This window comes from Kitasatospora sp. NPDC001540, assembly GCF_042894345.1.
Classification (GTDB): domain Bacteria; phylum Actinomycetota; class Actinomycetes; order Streptomycetales; family Streptomycetaceae; genus Kitasatospora; species Kitasatospora phosalacinea_C.
Genome location: NZ_JBIAVO010000010.1, coordinates 165,661 through 187,653 on the forward strand (window position 1 = coordinate 165,661; position 21,993 = coordinate 187,653).

At 73.0% G+C, this 21,993-nt stretch carries 17 protein-coding genes; 5 read left to right on the plus strand and 12 right to left on the minus strand.

Going from position 1 to position 21,993, the window contains the following annotated elements; genetic code table 11:
• The first annotated feature begins 65 nt into the window (after positions 1-65).
• Positions 66-878, plus strand: coding sequence for a PaaX family transcriptional regulator C-terminal domain-containing protein (locus ACFY00_RS15185; RefSeq protein WP_388031345.1), 813 nt, complete (start codon positions 66-68; stop codon positions 876-878).
• A 10-nt stretch (positions 879-888) separates the two neighbouring features.
• Here the strand turns inward: ACFY00_RS15185 and ACFY00_RS15190 are convergent, their stop codons facing one another.
• The 4 genes from ACFY00_RS15190 to ACFY00_RS15205 form a co-directional block, all read right to left on the minus strand.
• Positions 889-1,845, minus strand: a complete 957-nt coding sequence (locus tag ACFY00_RS15190; RefSeq protein ID WP_388031347.1) for a PDR/VanB family oxidoreductase — start codon at positions 1,843-1,845, stop codon at positions 889-891.
• Positions 1,842-1,997 carry a hypothetical protein gene (locus tag ACFY00_RS15195; protein ID WP_388031349.1) on the minus strand — a complete coding sequence of 52 codons (156 nt, stop codon included), beginning with the start codon at positions 1,995-1,997 and terminating at the stop codon, positions 1,842-1,844. Before ACFY00_RS15195 ends, ACFY00_RS15190 begins: the two co-directional genes overlap by 4 nt.
• Before the next feature lie 20 nt (positions 1,998-2,017).
• On the minus strand, positions 2,018-3,046 hold the full coding sequence (locus tag ACFY00_RS15200; protein ID WP_388031351.1) for a Rieske 2Fe-2S domain-containing protein: 1,029 nt from the start codon (positions 3,044-3,046) through the stop codon (positions 2,018-2,020).
• A gap of 175 nt (positions 3,047-3,221) precedes the next feature.
• Positions 3,222-3,995: an IclR family transcriptional regulator gene (locus tag ACFY00_RS15205; RefSeq protein ID WP_388031352.1), complete on the minus strand. Its 774-nt coding sequence runs from the start codon at positions 3,993-3,995 to the stop codon at positions 3,222-3,224.
• Positions 3,996-4,244: 249 nt separating this feature from the next.
• Here ACFY00_RS15205 and ACFY00_RS15210 point away from each other — a divergent pair, with 249 nt between their 5' ends.
• On the plus strand, positions 4,245-6,725 hold the full coding sequence (locus ACFY00_RS15210; protein ID WP_388031354.1) for a glycoside hydrolase family 9 protein: 2,481 nt from the start codon (positions 4,245-4,247) through the stop codon (positions 6,723-6,725).
• Between the two features lie 75 nt (positions 6,726-6,800).
• Here the strand turns inward: ACFY00_RS15210 and ACFY00_RS15215 are convergent, their stop codons facing one another.
• Positions 6,801-8,141 (minus strand): PHB depolymerase family esterase, encoded by a 1,341-nt coding sequence (locus ACFY00_RS15215; RefSeq protein ID WP_388031356.1) that lies wholly within the window; start codon positions 8,139-8,141, stop codon positions 6,801-6,803.
• A 538-nt stretch (positions 8,142-8,679) separates the two neighbouring features.
• Between ACFY00_RS15215 and ACFY00_RS15220 the strand changes: the two genes are divergently transcribed.
• Entirely contained in the window at positions 8,680-10,158 is a 1,479-nt protein-coding gene (locus tag ACFY00_RS15220) for an endo-1,4-beta-xylanase (protein WP_388031359.1), read from the plus strand.
• A 263-nt stretch (positions 10,159-10,421) separates the two neighbouring features.
• Complete coding sequence (locus tag ACFY00_RS15225) at positions 10,422-11,822, plus strand: non-reducing end alpha-L-arabinofuranosidase family hydrolase (protein WP_388031455.1); 1,401 nt, start codon at positions 10,422-10,424, stop codon at positions 11,820-11,822.
• Positions 11,823-11,884: 62 nt separating this feature from the next.
• Here the strand turns inward: ACFY00_RS15225 and ACFY00_RS15230 are convergent, their stop codons facing one another.
• The 7 genes from ACFY00_RS15230 to ACFY00_RS15260 form a co-directional block, all read right to left on the minus strand.
• A complete protein-coding gene (locus ACFY00_RS15230; protein ID WP_388031361.1) occupies positions 11,885-13,588 on the minus strand; it encodes an ABC transporter substrate-binding protein in 1,704 nt (567 codons plus the stop codon).
• Between the two features lie 68 nt (positions 13,589-13,656).
• Positions 13,657-14,694, minus strand: coding sequence for an ABC transporter ATP-binding protein (locus ACFY00_RS15235; RefSeq protein WP_388031363.1), 1,038 nt, complete (start codon positions 14,692-14,694; stop codon positions 13,657-13,659).
• The gene (locus ACFY00_RS15240) at positions 14,691-15,737 is read right to left on the minus strand and encodes an ABC transporter ATP-binding protein (RefSeq protein WP_388031366.1); all 1,047 of its coding nucleotides are present in this window, start codon (positions 15,735-15,737) and stop codon (positions 14,691-14,693) included. Before ACFY00_RS15240 ends, ACFY00_RS15235 begins: the two co-directional genes overlap by 4 nt.
• Complete coding sequence (locus ACFY00_RS15245; RefSeq protein ID WP_388031367.1) at positions 15,734-16,696, minus strand: ABC transporter permease; 963 nt, start codon at positions 16,694-16,696, stop codon at positions 15,734-15,736. The genes ACFY00_RS15240 and ACFY00_RS15245 overlap by 4 nt, the downstream gene beginning before the upstream one ends.
• Positions 16,697-16,699: 3 nt before the next feature.
• Complete coding sequence (locus ACFY00_RS15250) at positions 16,700-17,689, minus strand: ABC transporter permease (RefSeq protein ID WP_388031369.1); 990 nt, start codon at positions 17,687-17,689, stop codon at positions 16,700-16,702.
• A 91-nt stretch (positions 17,690-17,780) separates the two neighbouring features.
• On the minus strand, positions 17,781-19,226 hold the full coding sequence (locus ACFY00_RS15255; protein ID WP_388031370.1) for a GH1 family beta-glucosidase: 1,446 nt from the start codon (positions 19,224-19,226) through the stop codon (positions 17,781-17,783).
• Between the two features lie 293 nt (positions 19,227-19,519).
• Complete coding sequence (locus ACFY00_RS15260) at positions 19,520-20,551, minus strand: LacI family DNA-binding transcriptional regulator (protein ID WP_388031373.1); 1,032 nt, start codon at positions 20,549-20,551, stop codon at positions 19,520-19,522.
• Positions 20,552-20,882: 331 nt separating this feature from the next.
• Between ACFY00_RS15260 and ACFY00_RS15265 the strand changes: the two genes are divergently transcribed.
• On the plus strand, positions 20,883-21,824 hold the full coding sequence (locus tag ACFY00_RS15265) for a glycoside hydrolase family 6 protein (RefSeq protein ID WP_388031458.1): 942 nt from the start codon (positions 20,883-20,885) through the stop codon (positions 21,822-21,824).
• The last annotated feature ends 169 nt before the right edge of the window (positions 21,825-21,993 follow it).

Consider the following 21,993-nt stretch of genomic DNA (forward strand, 5'->3'; position numbering starts at 1 on the left):
CAAGATATTGCCAAACATTACGGTGCCCGCTCCGGCCGCCCGGGCCGGGGTCCTAGGCTGGGGCCGTGATCGATCTCGACCCCGCCCCGCGCCCCCAGTCCCTGATGCTCACCTTCTTCGGCGTCCACGTCCTGGGCCGGGACGTGGCGCTCTCCTCCGGCTGCGTCATCGAGGTCTTCGAGCGGGTCGGCATCACCGAGGAGGCGGTGCGCTCCACGCTGACCCGGATGGTCAACCGCGGCCTGCTCGCCCGGCACCGGCAGGGGCGCAAGATGTACTTCGGCCTGACGCCGCGCGCCGTGGACGTCCTGCGCGACGGCCACCAGCGGGTCTGGAACACCGGCGCGGTCAACCGCGACTGGCGGGGGCAGTGGACCCTGGTCGGGTTCTCGCTGCCGGAGGCCTGGCGCCGCCAGCGCCACGACCTGCGCTCCCGGCTGACCTGGGGCGGCTTCGGGCCGCTGCAGAACGGCCTGTGGGTGGCGCCGGGCGAGGTGGACGTCGCCGCGCTGCTCGGCGACCTCGAACTCGACGGCCACCTGCGGGTGTTCCGGGGCACGGTGCTGGCGCCGACCGAGGTCGCGCAGGTGGTGGAGTCCGCCTTCGACACGGCGGCCATCGCCGCCGGCTACCGCGCCTTCCTGGAGCGCTGGGGCGACGGCGCGGGCGCGGACGGCGACCCGGTGCGGCGGCAGTTGCTGCTGCACACCGACTGGCTCGAACTCGTCCGCACCGACCCGCACCTGCCCGCCGAGCACCTGCCCGCCGACTGGCCCGCGATCCGGGCCGAGGAGCTGTTCCGCGAGATCGCCCGGGAGGTCGCCCCGGCCGCCGCCGAGCAGGCCGCCCGACTGCTGGACACGATCGGCACGGGGTGAGCCGGACGGCTCACAGGTCGAGCACGAGCCGCTCCCCCAGGCAGCGCGAGACGCAGACCATCATGCTGGCGGACTCCGCCCGCTCCGCCTCGGTGAGCAGCGAGTCCCGGTGCTCGGGGCGCCCCTCCAGGACGTCGGTCTCGCACGTCCCGCAGGTGCCCTGCTCGCAGGAGTAGAGGACGTCCACCCCGGCCCCGCGGACGGTCTCCAGCACCGAGGCGTCCGCGGGCACCGTCAGGGTGAGCCCCGAGCGGGCCAGCACCAGGGTGAAGGGCCGGTCCGCACCGGCCGCGGCCGCCTCGCGCGGCTGGAACCGCTCGACCCGGGCGGGCGGGCGCCCGGTGCGCTCGCAGTGCCGCTCGACGGCCTCCAGCAGCGGGCGGGGGCCGCAGCAGTAGACCTCGGCCCGCTCGCCCAGCGCGTCGAGGTGGGCGGCCAGGTCGGGTCGGCCGTGCTCGTCCCGGGGCCGCAGCAGGACGCGCGGCCCGTAGCGCTCGGCGAGCTCCCCGGCGAAGGCCATCGTGGCGCGGGAGCGGCCGACGTAGAGCAGCGTCCAGTCGGCCCCGGCCGCCTCGGCGGCGGCCAGCATCGGCACCAGCGGGGTGATCCCGACGCCGCCCGCGACGAACAGGTACTGCGGCGCGGGCAGCAGCGCGAAGTGGTTGCGCGGCCCCCGCACCCGGACGCCCGCGCCCGGGCGGAGCGTGTCGTGGACGCGCACCGAGCCGCCGCGCCCGCCGGGTTCGCGCAGCACGGCGACGGTCCAGGCGGCGGTCTCGGCCGGGTCGCCGCACAGCGAGTACTGGCGCTCCAGCCCGTCGTCCAGCAGCAGGTCGAGGTGGGCGCCGGGCGTCCAGTCGGGCAGCGGGCCGCCGTCGGGGCGGGCCAGGGTGAGCGAGACGACGTCCTCGGCCTCGTCCCGGCGGCCGGTGACCACCAGGTCCAGCAGCTGTTCGGGCGCGGTCACGGCCGTTCTCCTTCCGACGGCGGGGCGGCGTGGCGGGGGTGGTCGAGCAGCCAGGTCCACACCGCGACCGGGTCCGGCTGGGTGGAGCGCGCGCCGCAGAAGCAGCGGGCCTCCAGCACGTCGCCGCCGGGCAGCCAGTCGACGCGGTACACCCGGCGCCCCGGGCCGCCGCTCACGCGTCGGCCCGCTCGGTGCCCGCGGCGGCCAGCGCGGCGAGGATGCGGCGGGCGGCCAGCGCGCCGGTGTCGATGTTGATGCTGAGCTCCTGGTACGGGCCGGGCTCGCCGTCCAGGGCGCGCTGCAGCAGGTTGAGGGCGTCGACGTCCTGCATGACCACGGTGTGGTTGAAGTCCCGCAGGAACGCGGTGACCTCCTCGTCGCCGACCGCGAAGTCCCGCGAGACGGCCCAGAAGTCGTAGACCCTGCCGGGCTCGGACGGGGTGATCGCGTAGGTGATCTCGGTGCGGAAGACCGGCGCGGACTGCCCGACCGGGGTGATCCGGCTGTGCAGCAGGTACAGGCAGGGCGCGAAGTACTCGATGTCCTGGAGGCGGCTGATCCGGCCCTCGATGCCGGTGGAACGGGCGTAGAACGGCGGGCACTCGGCGTCGAGCATGTGCCGCGAGACCCGGACGACGCCGCCCTCCTCGTCCACCTCGGTGGTGATCGGGGTGGCGGCCACCTCGGGGGTGCCGATGTACCCGCCGTGCAGGTACGTCTCGTGCGAGAGGTCGAGCAGGTTGTCCACCAGCAGGCCGTAGTCGGCGTCGATCGGCTCCATGCCGCGCACCGTCGTCATCGCCGGGTCGACCAGGTGCGGGGCGCGCGGGACGCGGCTCTCGTCGGCGGCGGACGGGTCGCCGATCCAGACCCACACCAGCGAGTCCCGCTCGACGACGGGGTAGGCGGCGACCCGCGCGGTGCGCGGGATCCGGGTCTGCCCGGGGACGGACGTGCAGGCACCGGCCCGGTCGTAGGTGAAGCCGTGGTAGCCGCACACGATGGCGTCGCCCTGGCGGCGGCTCTCGGAGAGCGGGAAGCGGCGGTGCACGCAGCGGTCCGCCAGCGCGACCGCCCGGCCGTCCTCCTGCGCGCGGTAGAGCACCACGGGCTCGCCGAGGATCGTGCGGCCGAGCAGGTCGTCGCCGACCTCGGTCGCGTACGCGGCGACGTACCACTGGTTGCGGGCGAACTGGGTCATGGGAGCCGTCCCTGGGGTGGTGGGGGTTCAGCGGGATGCGACGAGGCTCCCAGCGCGCCCCGGGGGCGACAATGAAACTTCCGTCAGGCGAAAGGCGTCCGTTCCGCCGGGCCGGGGGCACCCGCTCCGCCGGGCCGGTGACACCCGTTCCACCGGGCGGAGCCGCCCCGTTCCGTCAGGCCGGGGCCGTCCCCGTCCCGCCGCCCGCCGCCAGGGCGCGGGAGATGCCGCGCGCCGCGAGCCGCACGGCGGGCCCGAGCGCGGCCGGGCTGCCGGGGGCGCGCACCACCACGGAGACCGCCGCGACCACCGTGCCGTCCCCGCCCCGGACCGGGGCCGCCACCGACAGCGCGTCCTCGGTGACCTGCCGGTCGCTGACCGCCAGCCCGGTGGTGCGCACCTCGGCCAGCATCCGCCGCAGCCGGTCCGGGTCGGTCACCGTCCAGGGGGTGAAGGCGGCCAACCCGGCGGCCAGGTACGCCTCCTGCTGCTCGACCGGGGCGTGCGCGAGCAGCGCCAGACCGACGCCGGTGGCGTGCAGCGGCCAGTGCGCGCCGAGCCGGGTGCGCACCCCGACCGAGGAGCGCCCGGCCAGCCGCTCGACGTAGACCGCGTCGCCGCCCTCCCGGACGGCGAGCTGCACGTTCTCCCGGGTCGCCTCGTACAGGTCCTCCAGGAACGGCAGGGCGGCCTCGCGCAGCACCGGCCCGCGCGGGGCGAGGGTGCCGAGTTCGAACAGCCGCAGCCCGACGTGGTAGACGCCGTCCCCGTCGCGCTCCAGCGCGCCCCAGCCGGTGAGCTCGGACAGCAGCCGGTGCGCGGTGGGCAGCGAGAGTCCGGCGCGCCGGCTGATCTCGGTGAGGGTCAGGGCGGGGGCCGTCCGGTCGAAGGCGGCCAGCACGGACAGCAGCCGACCGGCGGCGTTGGTGGCCGGGGTCTGGAGGGTCATGGGCGCGACCGTAGAGCATCGGACGGCCTCCGAACAGGGGTGTTCCCCGGCGGCTGGCACCACTGCGGCCGTGGGCGCGGCCACCCGGGCACCGGGCGGCCCGGTGGTCCGCCAACTCCGGTCCTTTTACGGCCTCTTGACGCACCACCAGTCGAACTGGCTTCATTGGGGCGAGTGGGAGCGCTCCCATTCACCGCGGGCTCCCACCCCCCTGCACCCCTCCCCCCATCCGAAGGAAGGCCCCCACCCATGCCTCCCGCCCTCCCCGGCCGCGGCCTGCCCCGGCGCGCCGCCGCCGTGCTGACCGGCCTGGCCCTGGCCGCCGGCGGCCTGACCGCCACCGCGCTCGTCCCGGCCACCGCCGGTGCCGCCACCGTCGGCGCGGCCGCCGACTTCCCCGTCCGGGTCAACCAGGTCGGCTACCTCCCGGACGGCCCCAAGCGGGCCACCGTGGTCAGCTCGGCGACCTCCCCGCTCGCCTGGCAGCTGCGCGACTCCTCCGGCGCGCAGGTCGCCTCCGGCACCACCACCGTGCACGGCGCCGACCAGGCCTCCAGCCAGTCCACCCACCTGGTCGACTTCGGCGCGTACACCGGCACCGGCACCGGCTACACCCTGGTCGTCGGCGGCTCGGCCAGCCACCCGTTCGACATCTCGGCCGCGCTGTACGACGGACTGCGCGCCGACAGCCTGAACTTCTTCTACCAGCAGCGCAGCGGCATCGCGATCGACGCGGCCCTGGCGGGCGGCAGCGCCTACGCCCGCCCGGCCGGCCACCTGGGGGTGGCCCCGAACAAGGGCGACACCAGCGTGCCCTGCCAGGCCGGGGTCTGCGACTACAAGCTGGACGTGCGCGGCGGCTGGTACGACGCGGGCGACCAGGGCAAGTACGTGGTCAACGGCGGCATCGCGACCTGGGAGCTGGTCAACTCCTTCGAGCGGGCCCGCCGTTCGGGCGGCGACGCGGCCCTCGGCGACTCCACGCTGCGGGTGCCCGAGCGCGGCAACGGCGTGCCGGACGTGCTGGACGAGGCCCGCTGGGAGCTGGACTTCCTGCTGCGGATGCAGGTCCCGGACGGCAAGCCGATGGCCGGGATGGCCTTCCACAAGATCCACGACGCCCAGTGGACCGGCCTGCCGACCCGTCCCGAACTGGACGACCAGCAGCGCGAGTTGCACAAGCCGTCCACCGCCGCCACGCTCAACCTGGCCGCCACCGCGGCCCAGTGCGCCCGGGTCTACGCGCCGTACGACTCCGCCTTCGCCGCCCGCTGCCTGGACGCGGCCCGCCGCGCCTGGACGGCCGCCAAGGCCAACCCGAACGTGCTGGCCCCGGCCACCGACAGCACCGGCGGCGGCGCGTACGAGGACGCCGACGTCTCCGACGAGTTCTACTGGGCGGCGGCCGAACTCCTGGCCACCACCGGCGAGTCCCAGTACCGCGACGCGGTCACCTCCTCCCCGCTGCACACCAAGCCGGTGGACGCCTTCTGGTGGGGCGGCACCGCGACGCTCGGCCGGATCACCCTGGCCACCACCCCCGGCATCGCGCTGCCCGCCGACGACGTGACCCGGCTGCGCGGCCTGCTGACCACCGCCGCCGACGGCTACCTGTCCACCATGGGCGGCCAGGGCTACGCGGTGCCGCTGGCCCCCGACGGCTACGTGTGGGGCTCCAACAGCTCGGTCGCCAACAACGCGATGGTGCTGGCCGTCGCCTACGAACTGACCGGCGCCGCCCGCTACCGCACCGGCGCGCTGGAGACGATGGACTACCTGCTGGGCCGCAACGCCCTGGACCGCTCCTACGTGAGCGGCTACGGCGAGCGCGCCTCGGAGAACGAGCACCACCGCTTCTGGGCGCACCAGAACGACGCCTCGCTCCCGCACCCGCCGGCCGGCTCCTTCGCGGGCGGCCCCAACTCCGGCCTGCAGGACCCGATCGCCGAGGCCCAGCTGGCGGGCTGCGCCCCGGCGGCCTGCTACGTCGACGACATCGGCTCGTACTCGACCAACGAGGTGGCGATCAACTGGAACGCCTCGCTGGCCTGGCTGGCCTCGTTCGCCGCCGAGCGGCGCGCGGCCCCGGCCACGCCCGCCGTGCAGGTGACCCCGGCGGCGGTGACCGTCCCCGAGGGCGGCTCGGCGTCGGTCGCGGTCAAGCTCTCGGCGGCGCCCGCCCAGAACGTGACCGTGACGGTCGCCCGCACCTCGGGCGACACCGACCTGTCGGCCACCACCTCCTCGCTGCTCTTCACCCCCGCCAACTGGGCCACCGCGCAGCAGGTCCCGCTGTCGGCGGCGCAGGACGCGGACACCACGGCGGGCAGCGCGGTCTTCACCGTCAGCGGCCCGGGCGTCCAGTCGGCGACCTTCACCGCCACCGAGGCGGACGACGACACCGCCCCGCCCGCGGCGTCCTGCACGGTGGCGTACAAGGTGGACAGCTCCTGGGGCAACGGGTTCACCGCGACGGTGACGGTGAAGAACACCGGCGCCTCGACCGTCTCCGGCTGGACGCTGGGCTGGAGCTACGACGGCAACCAGCGGATCACCAACGCGTGGAACGCGACGGTCTCCCAGGTCGGCAGCGCCGTGACCGTGCGGGACGCCGGGTGGAACGGCACCCTGGCCCCCGGCGCGAGCGCGAGCTTCGGCTTCCAGGCCACGTACTCCGGCAGCAACCCGGCCCCGGCCCGGTTCACCCTGAACGGCGCCGCCTGCGCCTGAGCACCGGCCCGGCCGCCGACCCGCACGGGTCGGCGGCCGGGCCTCAGGGCCTCACGGCCTCAGAACCTCGAGGCCTCAGCCCAGCTTCCACTGCTGGTTGCTGGCGCCGCTGCAGCTCCACAGCTGGACGGGCGTGCCGTCGGCGGTGCCCAGCCCGGCCACGTCCAGGCAGAGCCCCGACTGGACGCCGGTGACGGTGCCGTTGGAGTTGACCTGCCACTGCTGGTTGGGCTGGCCGTTGCAGGACCAGACGATCGCCCTGGTGCCGTTGGTGGTGCCCTTGGCCTCGGCGTCCAGGCACAGGGTGGCGCCGCCGACGGTCACGGTCAGCTGGTTCGACGCGGTGCGGGTCCAGGTCTGGTTCGCGGCGCCGTTGCAGGTGGCGATCTGCTGCTGGGTGCCCGCCGCGGTGCTCGGGTCGGTCAGGCACTTGCCCGCGCCGACCGCGCGCAGCGCGCCGGTGCCGCCGCCGGACGGGGCGGCGTCGAGGCCCATGAAGTGGACCGCGTTGGCGGCCATCCCGGCGCCCTGGACCGGCAGTTGGTGTCCGGCGCCGGAGATGCCGTACGCCTCGACCTGGGTGCCCGCACCGTTGTTGTAGCGGGTGCGGGTCCAGCCGGAGGCGGGGGTGTCGGTGGACGACGGCGTCTGGCCGGTGCCGAGGACGTCGGTCCACTGCTTGACCTCCTCGCCGAGGTTGTTGTAGTTCAGGATGGTGTCGGCGGTGCCGTGCCACAGCTGCACCCGCGGGCGCGGGCCGGTGTAGCCGGGGTAGGCGCCCCGGACCAGGCCGCCCCACTGCTGCGGGGTCATCGAGACCTGCCCCTGCGCGCAGCCGCTGTTCCAGCCGCGCACCGTGCCGGTGTAGAAGCAGTGGTAGGGCACGCCCATGAACGCGGCGCCGGCCTTGAAGACGTCCGGGTAGTCGGCGAGCATCACGTTGGTCATCATGCCGCCGGAGGACTCGCCGGTGACGTACACGGCGTTGGCGTTGCCGCCGTAGTGCTGCTCGGTGTAGGTGATCATCGACATCAGCCCGACCGGGTCGCTGCCGCCGCCGCGGGTCAGCGCCTGGTCGGAGGAGACGTCCCAGCAGCTGCCGTTGGGGTTGGTCGACGGGTAGATGACCAGGAAGCCGTACTGGTCGGCCAGCGCGCCGAAGTCGGTGCTGGAGTACATGTAGGGGCCGTTGCCCTGACAGCCGTGCAGGGCCAGCAGGATCGGCGGGTTGGGCTTGACCGAGGCCGGCACGTACAGGTGCATGAGCAGGCCGGTGGGGTTGGTGCCGAAGTTGGTGATCTGGGTCAGCGAGGCCGCGGCGGCCCGGGGGGCCGTCTGCAGGCTCAGGCCGCACGCGAGGGCGAGCACGGCGAGGACGCCGATCAGCCTGGACGCGAACGATCGGGTTCGGGACATGGAGCCTCTCCGTCGGGAGTGCCAACGGCACGAGGAGGTTCCGGCGCCACCACGGAGGAAACACGGATGTTACCCGGCGCGGACGCCCGCTGTCGCCGGTGCCCCGGCCGGGCGTCGCCGCCGACCGGTCCGCGGCACCCCCGCCACCTGGGGCTGCGCCGGTCGGCCCCCGGCCGGAGGGGGATGAAAGTTGCAGACCGGGCGGGAGGCGGGACGGGCCGTCCCACCAGGGGCGGAGCCGTCGGTTCCGATCGGTCGGCGGGCGGAGTATTGACAACCCGTCACGCCTGGGTCCACATTTCACCGGGGCGAACCCGGAGAGGCCCGTTTCCCCTGACACCGGAATTGTTAGCGCTAACAGCATGATCGAGGGTCCGGCGCCCACCCTTCCCCCTCGACCGCCTCTCCCGCCCCCAGCCCCACGTGTGCCCCGCCGGGCAGGAACGACCCGGCGGGGCACACGCCGAAGGACCGCCGGGTGAGGCCCCACGCCTCCCGGCGCGCACTCCCCTCCCCCACCCAAGGAGAACGATCCGTCATGCCACGGCTCAACGGGAAGAACCGTCTCCGCACGCTCCTGACCCCCGCCGCCTGCACCGCGGTCGGGCTGGTCGTCGTCCTCACCGCCGGGCCCACGGCCCAGGCCGCCGCGAGCACGCTCGGCGCGGCGGCGTCCGGCAGCGGCCGCTACTTCGGCACCGCGGTCGCCTCGGGCCGCCTCGGCGACTCGACGTACAGCGGCATCCTCGACCGGGAATTCAACATGATCACCCCGGAGAACGAGATGAAGTGGGACACGGTCGAACCGTCCCGGGGCTCGTTCAACTTCGGCCCCGGCGACTCGATCGTCAACCACGCCACCGCGCACGGCCAGCGGATGCGCGGCCACACCCTGGTCTGGCACAGCCAGCTGCCCGGCTGGGTCAGCTCGATCGGCGACGCCAACACGCTGCGCAGCGTGATGAACAACCACATCACCCAGGAGATGTCCCACTACAAGGGCAAGATCTACGCCTGGGACGTGGTCAACGAGGCCTTCGCCGACAACGGGACCGGCCAGCACCGCAGTTCGGTGTTCCAGAACCTGCTGGGCAACGGCTTCATCGAGGAGGCGTTCCGCACCGCGCGGGGCGTCGACCCCGCGGCCAAGCTCTGCTACAACGACTACAGCATCGAGGACTGGTCCTCCCCCAAGACGCAGGGCGTCTACAACATGGTGAAGGACTTCAAGGCCCGCGGCGTGCCGATCGACTGCGTCGGCTTCCAGAGCCACTTCGGCAGCGGCGGCGCCCCGGCGAGCTTCCGCACCACGCTGGCCAACTTCGCCGCGCTCGGCGTCGACGTCCAGCTCACCGAGCTCGACATCGCCCAGGCGTCCGCCAGCGCGTACGCCAACACCGTCCAGGCCTGCCTGGACACCCCCCGCTGCACCGGCATCACGGTCTGGGGCATCCGCGACAGCGACTCCTGGCGCACCGGCGAGAACGCGCTGCTGTTCGACAACAACGGCAACCCGAAGGCCGCCTACGGCTCGGTGCTCAACGCGCTGAACGGCAGCAACGGTGGCGGCGGCACCCCGAGCGGCGGCATCGTCTCCGGCACCGTCTACACGCTCACCGACGTGGCGGCCGGGCGCGTCCTGGACGAGCCCTCCGGGCAGAACGGCAACGGCACCCAGCTCCAGGTCTGGGACGCCAACGGCACCGCCGCCAACCAGCACTGGCGGGCCACCCAGAACAGCGACGGCAGCTACACCCTGACCAACACCGCCAGCGGCCGGGTGCTGGACGAGCCCGGCAGCCAGACCGCCAACGGGACGCGGGTGCAGGTCTGGGACTCCAACGGCGGCGCCAACCAGCACTGGCGGGCCGCCCAGAACGGCGACGGCTCCTACACCCTGACCAACGTCGCCAGCGGCAAGGCGCTGGAGATCCCCGGCGGCCAGACCGGCAACGGCGCGCCCGTCCAGATCTGGGACTCCAACGGCGGCGCCAACCAGCACTGGGCCTTCAAGTGAGCCGGGCCGGCGCGCCCGGCCGAACCGCCCCGAACCGCTGAACCGCTGAACCGGGCCCCCGGGCCCGGCCCCTGAGCCGAGCCGCGCCCGCCTCCGGTCCCCGGACCGGGCGCGGCTCCTTCCGACGGCCCGGCCGTGAGCTGCCGCGAACGAGATGGTGAGCGCTCACAGCCGGGCCGTGCCCATCCCCCTCCCCACCCAGAGGAGATTCCGTGCACAGCCGAAATCCGAGCCGCGGGCGACTGTCCGTGCTGCTCACCGCGATGGTCGCGACCGTGGCGGCCCTGGCGGCGATGCTCGTCACCGGCCCCGCCGCCCAGGCGGCGTCCACCGGCGCCCTGAAGAGCGTCTCGTCCGGCCGCTGTCTCGACGTGGCGGGCGGCAGCCAGACCGACGGCGCGCTGCTGCAGATCTACGACTGCTGGAGCGGCACCAACCAGCAGTGGACGCTGACGTCCGCCAACGAGCTGACCGTCTACGGCAACAAGTGCCTGGACGTCCCCAACCACGCGACCGCCGCGGGCACCCGGGTGCAGATCTGGGCCTGCAGCGGCGGCGCGAACCAGCAGTGGCGGCTGAACGCCGACGGCAGCATCACCGGCGTCGAGTCCGGCCTGTGCCTGGACGTCACCGGCGGCGCCACCGCCAACGGCACCGCCGTGGAGCTGTGGAACTGCAACGGCCGCACCAACCAGCAGTGGACCGGCCTGACCGCGGGCACCCCGACCACGCCCCCGCCGTCCTCCGGCGGCACCACCTGCCCGCTCCCGTCCACCTACCGGTGGAGCTCCACCGGCGCCCTGGCGCAGCCCGCCAACGGCTGGGCCGCGGTCAAGGACTTCACCAACGTCGTCTACAACGGCAAGCACCTGGTGTACGCCTCGGACGTGAACGGGTCCACGTACGGCTCGATGGCGTTCGCGCCGTTCACCAACTGGTCCGACATGGCCTCGGCCGCCCAGACCGGGATGAGCCAGTCCGCGGTCGCGCCGACCCTGTTCTACTTCGCGCCGAAGAACATCTGGATCCTGGCCTACCAGTGGGGCGCGTGGCCGTTCATCTACCGCACCTCCAGCGACCCGACCAACCCGAACGGCTGGTCCGCGCCGCAGCCGCTGTTCACCGGCAGCATCCCGAACTCCGGCACCGGGCCGATCGACCAGACGCTGATCGCCGACGACCAGAACATGTACCTGTTCTTCGCCGGTGACAACGGCAGCATCTACCGGGCGAGCATGCCGATCGGCAACTTCCCCGGCAACTTCGGCTCCTCGTACACCACGGTGATGACCGACACCGCGAAGAACCTCTTCGAGGCCCCGCAGGTCTACAAGGTCAAGGGCCAGAACCAGTACCTGATGATCGTCGAGGCCCGGGGCGCCACCGAGCAGCGGTACTTCCGCTCCTTCACCGCCACCAGCCTGAACGGTTCGTGGACCCCGCAGGCCGCCACCGAGTCCAACCCGTTCGCGGGCAAGGCCAACAGCGGCGCGAGCTGGACCAACGACATCAGCCACGGCGACCTGGTGCGCAACAACCCCGACCAGACCATGACCATCGACCCCTGCAACCTGCAACTGCTCTACCAGGGCAAGTCGCCGAACGCGAGCGGCACCTACGACCAGCTCCCGTGGCGTCCGGGCGTGCTGACCCTGCAGCACTGACCCCTCCCCCACGCGTCGCGCCCCGCCGAGCAGCCGCTCGGCGGGGCGCAGTCGTCGCGGGATCAGCCGCGCGGGCTGAGGTGCAGGATGATGTACTCGTACGCCTGGGAGTTCGGGCCCGGGTTGACGTAGGGGTCCTTCTCGTTCGGCCAGCCGACGAAGTCGGTGTCGTTGTACTCGTACCAGGCCGCGCCGTAGAACACCGGGACGGCGGGGACGTCGTCCGACATGATCTGCTGGAGGGTGTTCAGCGCGGTCTTCTCGGCCGCGGCGTCGCCCGCGTTCTGGAACGCCTTGACCGCGTCGCGGACCTTCGGGGAGTCGTACTTGCTGAAGTCACCGGCCGCGACCTGGCCGGTCTCGGCGCCCATGCTCGGGTCGAGGACGTACTGCAGGCGCTGGAACGGGGTGCCGCCCTGGCCCCAGTGGATGGCCGCCTCGTAGTTGCCGGTGGTGATGGCGGTGTTCCAGCTGTTGAAGTCGAAGGCGCCGTTGGTGCTGACGTCGAAGCCGAGCGCGTTCAGGTCCTTGGCCATCGCCTGCGCGGTGCACCAGTAGTCGGAGAACGAGTTCGGGTCGATGATGGTGAACTTGATGGTCTTGCCGTCGCGGGTCCACTTGCCGCTGCCGTCCTTGGTCCAGCCCGCCCCGCCGAGCAGCGAGTCGACCTTGGCCGCGTCGGCCTCCGGCTTGAGGTCGTCGGCCAGCGCCGGGTTCAGCATCGCCTGGTCGACCGGCAGCAGCAGGCCGCCGGAGGAGGTGGCGGGACGGGCGTAGTCGGTCTCGCACTGGCTCGCGTACGCGCGGCGGTTGAGGCCGGCGCTGATCGCCTTGCGGACCGCGGGGTCGGCGAGCGCGGGGGAGGTGGTGCTCTTGTTGTTGAGCATCAGGGAGACCGTGTTGGACGCCGGGAAGTACGGCGCCGTGCTCTGGAACAGGTGGTGGTGTTCCGGGTCCTTGCCGACGAAGGTGTTCTGGACGTTGTTGATGTTGTTGCCGGTGAGGTCGATCTCGCCGTTGTTGAGCGCCAGGGTGGCGGCGTCGTTGGTCGCGTAGGCGGGGAAGGAGATGTGCTGCACCTTCGGCTTCTCGCGGAAGGCCGGGTTGACCTTGAAGGTGATGTTCTGCGCGGTGAACTTGTCCACCAGGTACGGGCCGGTGCCGATCGCCTGGTCGGCCTTGACGACCGCGTTGCCCGGGTTGCTGATGGTGGACCAGACGTGCTCGGGCACGATCAGCTGGTTGCCGATGCCGATGAAGTTGGCCTTCTGCGGGCCGTCGAAGTTCAGCACGACGGTGGTGGCGTCCGGGGTGGTGATGCTGCTCGGCAGCGGCGCGCCGCCGGTGTTGGTGGCCGGGTTGGCCTTCAGCATCTCGAAGGTGAACTTGACGTCCGCGGAGGTGAAGGGCTTGCCGTCGCTGAAGTTGATGCCGGACTGGAGCGCCAGGGTGAGCGTCCGGTTGTCGTTCGACCACTCGTAGGACTTGGCCAGCCACGGGATCGGCGGCTGGTCGGCCTTGAGGGTGTTGAACTGGAAGAGCGGCTCGAAGATCAGCGAGCGGGCGTTCTGCGCCGAGAGGAAGGAGTTCCCGTCGAAGGGGTTGTAGTTCTCGGTGAACGACGGCATCGGGGCCGACTCGACCACCAGGGTCCGGTCGGCGCCGGCGTCGCTGGACTTCGAGTCGTTGGAGTCGGTGCAGGCGGTCGCGCCGAGGCCGACGGCGGCGACCAGGGCGAGGGCTCTGAGAGCGGTGGAACGGCGCATGACTGGGAGCTCCTGGAGTGGGGTTCTCGAGTGGGTTTCGGATGGTGCGGTGGTGCGGTGACGGTCGCTCAGGCGGGCGTGGTGCCGGGTGCCCGCTCGGGGTCGAGCAGCCAGCAGGCGGCGACCTGGTCGCCCGCGGCGGGTCGCACCGGCGGCGCGGTCTCCGCGCACACCGGCATCGCGAGCGGGCAGCGCGGGTGGAAGCGGCAGCCGCTCGGCGGGTCGATCAGGCTGGGCGGCGCGCCGCGCCCGCGCAGCACCACCGGTTCGCGGCGCTGCGGGTCGGGGGCGGCGCTCAGCAGCAGCCGGGTGTAGGGGTGCGCCGGCTCGTCGGTGACCTGGACGGCCGGGCCGGACTCGACGATCTGCCCGGCGTACATCACCACGACGGTGTCGGCGAGGTAGCGGGCCGAGGCGATGTCGTGGGTGACGTACAGGATGGCGAGCCGTTCGCGCTCGCGCAGGTCGTCGAGCAGGTTGAGCACGCCGAGGCGGATCGAGACGTCGAGCATGGAGACCGGCTCGTCGGCGAGCAGCACCCGGGGCCGCACGGCGAGGCCGCGGGCGATGGCCACCCGCTGGCGTTGGCCGCCGGAGAGCTCGTGCGGGAACTTGTCGAGGTAGCGTTCGGCCGGGGTGAGGCTGACGCGTTCGAGCAACTCCGCCGCGCGGGCCTCGAGTTCGGCTCCGCGCAGGCCGTGGTGCAGCTTGAGCGGGCGCTGCAGGTGGTAGCGGATGCTGTGCACGGCGTTCAGCGAGGAGAACGGGTCCTGCAGCACCAGGTGCACCTGTCCGGCGTAGTCGCGCCGGGCCCGCGCCGAGCCGCCGACCGGCTCGCCGTCCAGCAGCAGTTCGCCCGCGGTCGGGGCGATGAGCCGGGTCAGCAGCCGCGACAGGGTGGACTTGCCGGAGCCGGACTCGCCGACCACGGCGGTGACGGTGCCCTCCGGCAGGGCCAGCGAGACGTCCTCGACGGCGCGCACGACCCGGCCGCGCCGCAGCCCCCCGTGGACCGGGAAGTGCTTGGTGAGGCCGCGGGCCTCCAGGGCGGGGGTGCCCGGCCGCTTCGGGCCGTGCACCACCGGGGCGGTGTCGGTGCTGGTCACAGGGTGCTCCCAAGGACTCGGGCGAGCGGCTCCGGCACCCGCTCGCCGCCGGTGTGCAGCCAGCAGGCGGCCGAGCGGTCCGCGGGCGCGCCGTCGGGTTCGGCGGGTTTGGTGAGCCGGGGGGTCTCGTGCGCGCAGCGCTCCAGCGCGAACGGGCAGCGCGGGTGGAAGGCGCAGCCGGTGGGCAGCGCGGTGAGCGCGGGCGGGGCGCCGGGGATGCCCTCCATCCGCACCCGTTCGCCGTGCAGGGCCGGGAAGGAGTTCAGCAGCCCCAGCGTGTACGGGTGCCGCGGGCTGTGGAACAGCCGCTGGGCGTCGGCGAGTTCGACGATCCGCCCGGCGTACATGATGGCGATGGTGTCGGCGAGTTCGATCAGCAGCGACAGGTCGTGGGTGATGAACACGATCGCGAAGCCCAGGCGGTCCTTGAGCTGCATCAGCTCGTCCAGGATCTCCCGCTGGGTCACCACGTCCAGGGCGGTGGTCGGTTCGTCCATGATGACGACCCGGGGCTCCAGCGCCAGCGCCATCGCGATCATCACGCGCTGGCGCATGCCGCCGGACAGCTCGTGCGGGTAGCTGCGCAGCCGCTCCTCGCCGATGCCGACCAGGCGCAGCAGTTCGACGGCCCGCTCGCGCCGTTCGGCGGCGCCCAGCTGGGCCCGGTGGGCGCGGAGCGCGTCGGTGAGCTGGGCGTCGATCCGGGCGACCGGGTTGAGCGCGTGCATCGCGCTCTGGAACACCACCGAGATCTGGTCCCAGCGGATCCGGCGCAGCGTGGCGGCGTCGGCCTCCAGCAGGTCGAGGGCGCCGTCGGGGCCGTGGAAGCGCACCTCGCCGCCGGTGATCACGCCGGGGGCGCGCAGCAGCCTGGTGACGGCGTACGCCAGGGTGGACTTCCCGGAGCCGGACTCGCCCGCCAGGCCGAGGACTTCGCCGCGGCGCAGGGTCAGGGTGGCGTCGGTGACGGCGCGCACGCCGCCCTTGCCGACGCCGTAGTCGACGCACAGGTCGCGGACTTCGAGGACGGGCTCGCCGGTCACGGCTGCGCCTCCTTCAGCGGGACGGGGTTCGACGGCGCGGCCGCGGGTGCCGGTGCCGCGGACTTCAGCACGGGGGTGAGGCCGAGGCGGAAGACCACCCCGCGGGCCCGGCCGGTGCGGGCCGAGGTCAGCCTGGGGTTGATCACCTCGTCGATCCCGAAGTTGACCAGGGCCAGGGCGATCCCGACCAGGGCGACGGCCAGCGCGGGCGGCAGGTACCACCACCAGTAGCCGTTGACGGCGGCGCCCGAGGCCTGGGCCTCGTTGAGCACGGTGCCCCAGGTCACCGAGGCGGGGCTGATCACGCCGAGCCAGGCCAGCGCGGTGTAGGTGCCGATGCCGTAGATGACGGTGAAGATGAAGGCGGACGCCAGGATCGGCAGCAGGTTCGGCACCACCTCGAACAGGATGATCCGCCAGGTGCGTTCGCCGATCACCCGGGCGGCCTCGACGTAGTCGGCGGCGCGCAGGGCCAGGGTCTGCGCCCGGAGCACGCGGGCGCCCCAGGCCCAGGCGGTGAGGGCGATCACCGAGCCGATCAGCAGCGGGTTGCTGGTCTCCGAGGGCGGCAGCGGCTTCATGATCACCATCAGGATCAGCAGGCCGGGCAGCGCCAGGAAGATGTTGGCCAGCGCCGAGAGCAGGTCGTCCACCAGGCCGCCGACGAAGCCGGCGGTGACGCCGACCACGACGGACAGCAGGCAGGCGAACAGCCCGGCGAGGAAGGAGATCAGCAAGGTGTCCCGGCCGCCGCTCAGCAGCCGCGAGAACAGGTCGTGCTGCTGCTGGTCGGTGCCGAGCCAGAACCGGCCCGAGGGGGCCAGCGGCAGACCGCTGGTGCGGTCGGCCTGCCAGTCGGCGGAGTGCGGGGCGATCCACGGTCCGACCACGGCCAGCAGCAGGAGCAGCAGCAGCAGGACCGAACCGGCGAGCACTTTCGGGGAGCGGAGCGCACGCATCGCTCAGGCCTCCTTGCGGGCACGGGGGTCGAGGGCGACGTAGGCGAGGTCCGCGACCAGGTTCACGGCCAGCACGGTGAAGACGACGACCAGCAGGATCCCCTGGAGCAGCGGGTAGTCGCCGGTGAGGATGGCCTGGTAGATCTGCCAGCCGACGCCGGGGTAGGTGAAGACGATCTCGGTGACCAGCGAGCCGGTCACCACCAGGCTGATCGACAGGGCGAAGTTGGAGATGGTCGGCAGGATCGCGTTGCGCGCCGCCACGGCGGCCACCCGCCACTGCGGGAGTCCCTTCGCGGCGGCGACCAGGACGTAGTCCTCGTCCATCGTGGTGATCATCATGTTGCGCATGCCGATCACCCAGCCGGCCAGCGAGGCCAGCACCACGGTCAGCGCCGGCAGCGTGCCGTGCTCGATCACGCTGGTGACGAACGGTCCGTTCCAGCCCGGCGTCAGGTGGGCGTGCCGGCCGATGTCGTAGCCGTTCTGGTAGGGGAAGAAGCCGCCGAAGTAGCCGAGGGTCATCATCACCAGGAAGGCCAGGATGAAGTACGGCACGGACTGGAAGAAGGTGACGGCGGGCAGCAGGCCGTCCAGCAGCCCGTTGCGCTTCCAGCCGACGACGATCCCGGCCAGCGTGCCGACCACGAAGGCCAGCGCGGTGGCCGTGCCGACCAGGCCCAGCGTCCACGGCAGGGTGTCGCCGAGGATCGAGGAGACCGGCGCGGACTGCGAGGTGGACAGGCCCAGGTCACCGTGGAGCAGGCTGGAGAGGTAGGTCAGGTACTGGCTGAGCAGGCTGTGGTCGCCGCCGGTGCCGTACTGCGCCTCCAGCGCCCGGATCGCGTCCGGGTCGAGGTTGGCGCCGCGCAGTTTGGCCAGCGCGTTCTGCAGGGCGCTGCCGGGCAGCAGCCGGGCCAGGAAGAAGTTCAGGGTCACCGCGGCGAAGCCGGCCAGCAGGTAGAAGCCGAGGCGGCGCAGTAGCGTCCGCATGCCGATGCTCCCTTCGGGGTCCTCGGGCGCCACTGGCGCGTGGGTGGGCGGTGCGGCCGGGCGGCCGCGGGTCCGGTGGGGCGGGGCACGGTCAGGACAGCGAGCGCGGGACGGTGCCGGTGCGGCAGGCCCGGCCGTACCAGTGCGCGCTGTTCTTCGGGGTGCGCCGCTGGGTGGGGAAGTCGACGTGCACCATGCCGAAGCGCTTGGCGTAGCCGTACGCCCACTCGAAGTTGTCCAGCAGCGACCACAGGAAGTAGCCCGCCACCGGTACGCCCGCCTCGATCGCCTGGTGCACCGCGGTGAGGTGCTGGTGGACGAAGGCGATCCGCTCCCGGTCGTTCACCACGCCCTCGGGGGTGACGTAGTCCTCGCAGGCCATCCCGTTCTCGGTGACGATCACGGGCAGGCCGGGGTGCTCCAGGTGGATCCGGTCGAGCAGGTCGCGCAGGCCGGTCGGGTCGATGCTCCAGTTCATCGCGGTCAGCTCGCCGGGCGGCTGGTGGAAGGCCACGTGCTCCGAACCGGGCCACGGCGAGTGGTCGCTGCGGCCGTGGCAGTCGTCGCGGGAGACGCCGCTGCCGGAGACCACCGCCGGGGAGTAGTAGTTCAGGCCGAGCTGGTCGATCGGTGCGCCGATCGCCGCCAGGTCGCCGGGGTGCACCAGCTTCTCCCAGTCGACCAGGTGCGCGGTGTCCTGCTGCAGGTCCGCGTCGTACCGGCCGCGCAGCACCGGGCTCAGGAAGATCCGGTTGCCGACCGCGTCGATCCGGCGCACCGCCTCCTGGTCCTCCGGGCTTTCGGTGAGCGGCCGGACCTGGTGCAGGTTGAGCGAGACGGACAGCTGGGCGGTGCCCGGCAGCGCGGCGCGCAGCGCGGCCACGCCGCGGCCGTGCGCCAGGTTCAGGTGGTGGGCGGCCTTGAGCGCCTCGGCCGGGTCGGTGCGGCCCGGGGCGTGCACGCCGGAGCCGTAGCCGAGGAAGGCCGAGCACCAGGGCTCGTTCAGGGTGGTCCAGTGCCGCACCCGGTCGCCGAGGGCCTCGGCCACCAGGGAGGTGTAGTCGCCGAAGCGCTCCGCGGTCTCCCGGACGGTCCAGCCGCCGGCGTCCTCCAGGTGCTGCGGCAGGTCCCAGTGGTAGAGGGTGGCCAGCGGGGTGATGCCAGCCGCCAGCAGTTCGTCCACCAGGGCGCGGTAGAAGTCGAGGCCGCGCTCGACGGCCGGGCCGCGGCCGGTCGGCTGCACCCGGGGCCAGGCCACTGAGAAGCGGTACGCGCTCAGCCCGAGGTCCTTCATCAGCGCGACGTCCTCGCGCCAGCGGTGGTAGTGGTCGACCGCCAGGTCGCCGGTGTCGCCGCGGTTGACCTTTCCCGGCGTGTGGCTGAAGGTGTCCCAGATCGACGGGGTCCGGCCGTCCTCGGCGACCGCGCCCTCGATCTGGTACGCCGAGGTGGCGGTGCCCCAGAGGAAGTCCGGCGGGAAGCGGAGGACGTCGTCGGTATGGGCCTCGGTGGCCTTGCGGTCCTGGACCTCGGTCATTGTGGGAGCGCTCCCATATATTCGAAACGGATACCCGCCGCGACGTCTGAACGGTGCGGCGGGTGGGCAGGAAAGAGAAGGGGCCTGCTGGGAGCCGGAAGCGCTTCCAGCGGCGTTGCGGGAAGTTTCTGGCTCGTCAGGCATATGTGTCAAGCACTTGAACAGCCCGTATCGGAAATGAAACTGGAAGCGCTTCCAGTCGTGACCAAAGCAACCCGGCGGGGCTGTGCGGGGGCAACGCCAACGGCCCGGCCCCGCCGCGCGGGCGGGGCCGGGCCGAGTCTCCGGGCGGGTCAGCCCTCCGTCGGCACCTCCGGGGCGGACTCGCGCACGGTCAGCCGGGTCGGCAGGATCAGCGGGCTGGGGTCGTTCCCCTCGATGGCGCCCACCAGCATCCTGGCCATCTCGCGCCCCAGCGACCGCACCGGCTGGTGCACGGTGGTGAGCGGCGGAGCGGTGTGCCGGGCGCTGGCCAGGTCGTTGAAGCCGATCACCGCGACGTCCTCGGGCACCCGCAACCCGTGCGCGCGCAGCGTGCGCAGCGCGCCGATCGCCATCGCGTCGGAGGCGGCGAACAGCGCGTCCGGCGCGGGGTGGGCGGCGAGCAGCCGCTCCATCGCCGCGGCCCCGCCGTCCTCGGTGAAGTCCCCGGCCTCGACGCCGAGCAGCGGGATCCCGGCCAGCGCCAGGCCCTCGGTGAAGCCCCGCTCGCGGGCGGCGGCGACCTGGGTGTCGAGCTGGCCGGTGATCATGACGGGCCGTCGGCGCCCGGTCCGGACGAAGTGCTCGGCCGCCAGCCGGGCGCCGCCCCGGTTGTCGGCGTCCACGTACCAGCGCGGCTCACCGCTGAGCGGCAGGCCGCCGAAGACCACCGGCAGGTCGGTCTGTTCGGCGAGCCGGCCGAGCGGGTCGTCGCCGCGCAGCGCCATCAGCATCACGCCGTCGGCGCGGCGCGAGCGCAGCAGCCGCTCCAGGCGGTCGCGCCCGCGCGGGGTGTTGGCCAGCAGCAGGACCAGCTCCAGGTCGGTCTGCTCCAGCGCGGCGCTCACGCCGACGATGACCTCGGCGAAGAAGGGGTCCGCGAACAGGCCCGGCTCGTCACTGGAGACCGCCAGCACCACCGCGCCGACCCGGCGGCTGGCCAGGGCCTGCGCGGTCGGGTTGGGGACGAAGCCGAGTTCGCGCACCGCGCGTTCGACCGCCTCCCGCTTGGCGCGGCTGACGTGCGGGGCGTTGTTGATCACCCGGGAGGCCGCCGTGCGCGAGACACCGGCACGCTGGGCCACCTCGTCGAGAGTGGGCATGCGCTTGGGTGACGACTCCATGGAAACGGCTGCTCCTCGGGGTGCGGGCGTCGGACAGGGGTCATGATTCCACGGCATCCACCGGCCACGGGGCCTGCGGAGAGCGGCACCCGATCCGGCCCGGCGATGGAAACTGGTAGCGCTTCCAGCGTACCCCGCCCATCAAGCCACGACAGGGGTCGAAGCACGGCAGCCCGACGCACCTGGTGCGGGAAGTATTGACACGGCTCCCCTCCGCGCCCAATCATCCCCTCACGCGATGCACTTCGCGCAGAACTGGAAGCGCTTCCACTTCCCCGCCCCACCCAACGGAGGAAGAACCGTGCGCAAGCCCACCCGAGCGGCCGCCGCGATGCTGGCCGGCCTGCTCGCCACCGGCCTCGCCCTGACCGACGCCGGTCCGGCCTACGCGGCCGACCCCACCACCATGACCAGCGGTTTCTACGTGGACCCGGACAACTCCGCGCTGCGCTGGGCCAATGCCAACCCCGGCGACGGCCGCGCCGCCGCGATCCGCGCCAACATCGCCAACACCCCCGCGGCCCGCTGGTTCGGCAACTGGAGCGGCGACATCGGCGCGGCCACCGGCGCGTACGTCGGCCGCGCCGACGCCTACGACAAGCTGCCCGTCCTGGTCGCCTACAACATCCCCAACCGGGACGTCTGCGGCGGCCAGTCCGGCGGCGGCGCGGGCAGCCGCGCCGCGTACGACACCTGGATCGCCGCCTTCGCCGGCGGCATCGGCAACCGCCCGGCGGTGGTCGTCCTCGAACCCGACGCGCTCGGCGACCAGAGCTGCCTGACGTCCGCCCAGGTCGCCGACCGCAACGCCATGTTGAAGAACGCCATCGCGCAGTTCAACGCCAAGGCCCCCAACACCTGGGTCTACCTCGACGCCGGCAACCCCGGCTGGATCAGCGCCTCCACCATGGCGCAGCACCTCGCCGCCGCCGGGGTCAGCGGGGCCCACGGCTTCTCGCTGAACGTCTCCAACTACTTCACCACCAGCCAGAACACCTCCTACGGCAACGCCGTCAACAGCGCGCTCGCCGCGTACGGCTACACCAAGCCGTACGTGATCGACACCAGCCGCAACGGCAACGGCTCCAACGGCCAGTGGTGCAACCCGGCCGGGCGCCGGATCGGCACACCCACCCGGACCGGCGGCGGCGCCGAGATGCTGCTGTGGATCAAGGAGCCGGGCGAGTCCGACGGCAACTGCGGCGTCGGAGCGGGCTCCTCGGCCGGGCAGTTCCTGCCCGAGGTCGCCTACAAGATGATCTACGGCTACTGACGCCGCGCCACCGCGCCGGAGCCCGCCGCACCACCGGGCGCCCACCGCACCACCGGGCGGGGCCCGGGGACCCCCCCCCCCCGCCCCCCCCCCCCCCCCCCCCCCCCCCCCCACGGGCGCCCCCCGGCCGCGCCCCCCCCCCCCCCCCCCCCCCCCCGGGGCCCGCGCC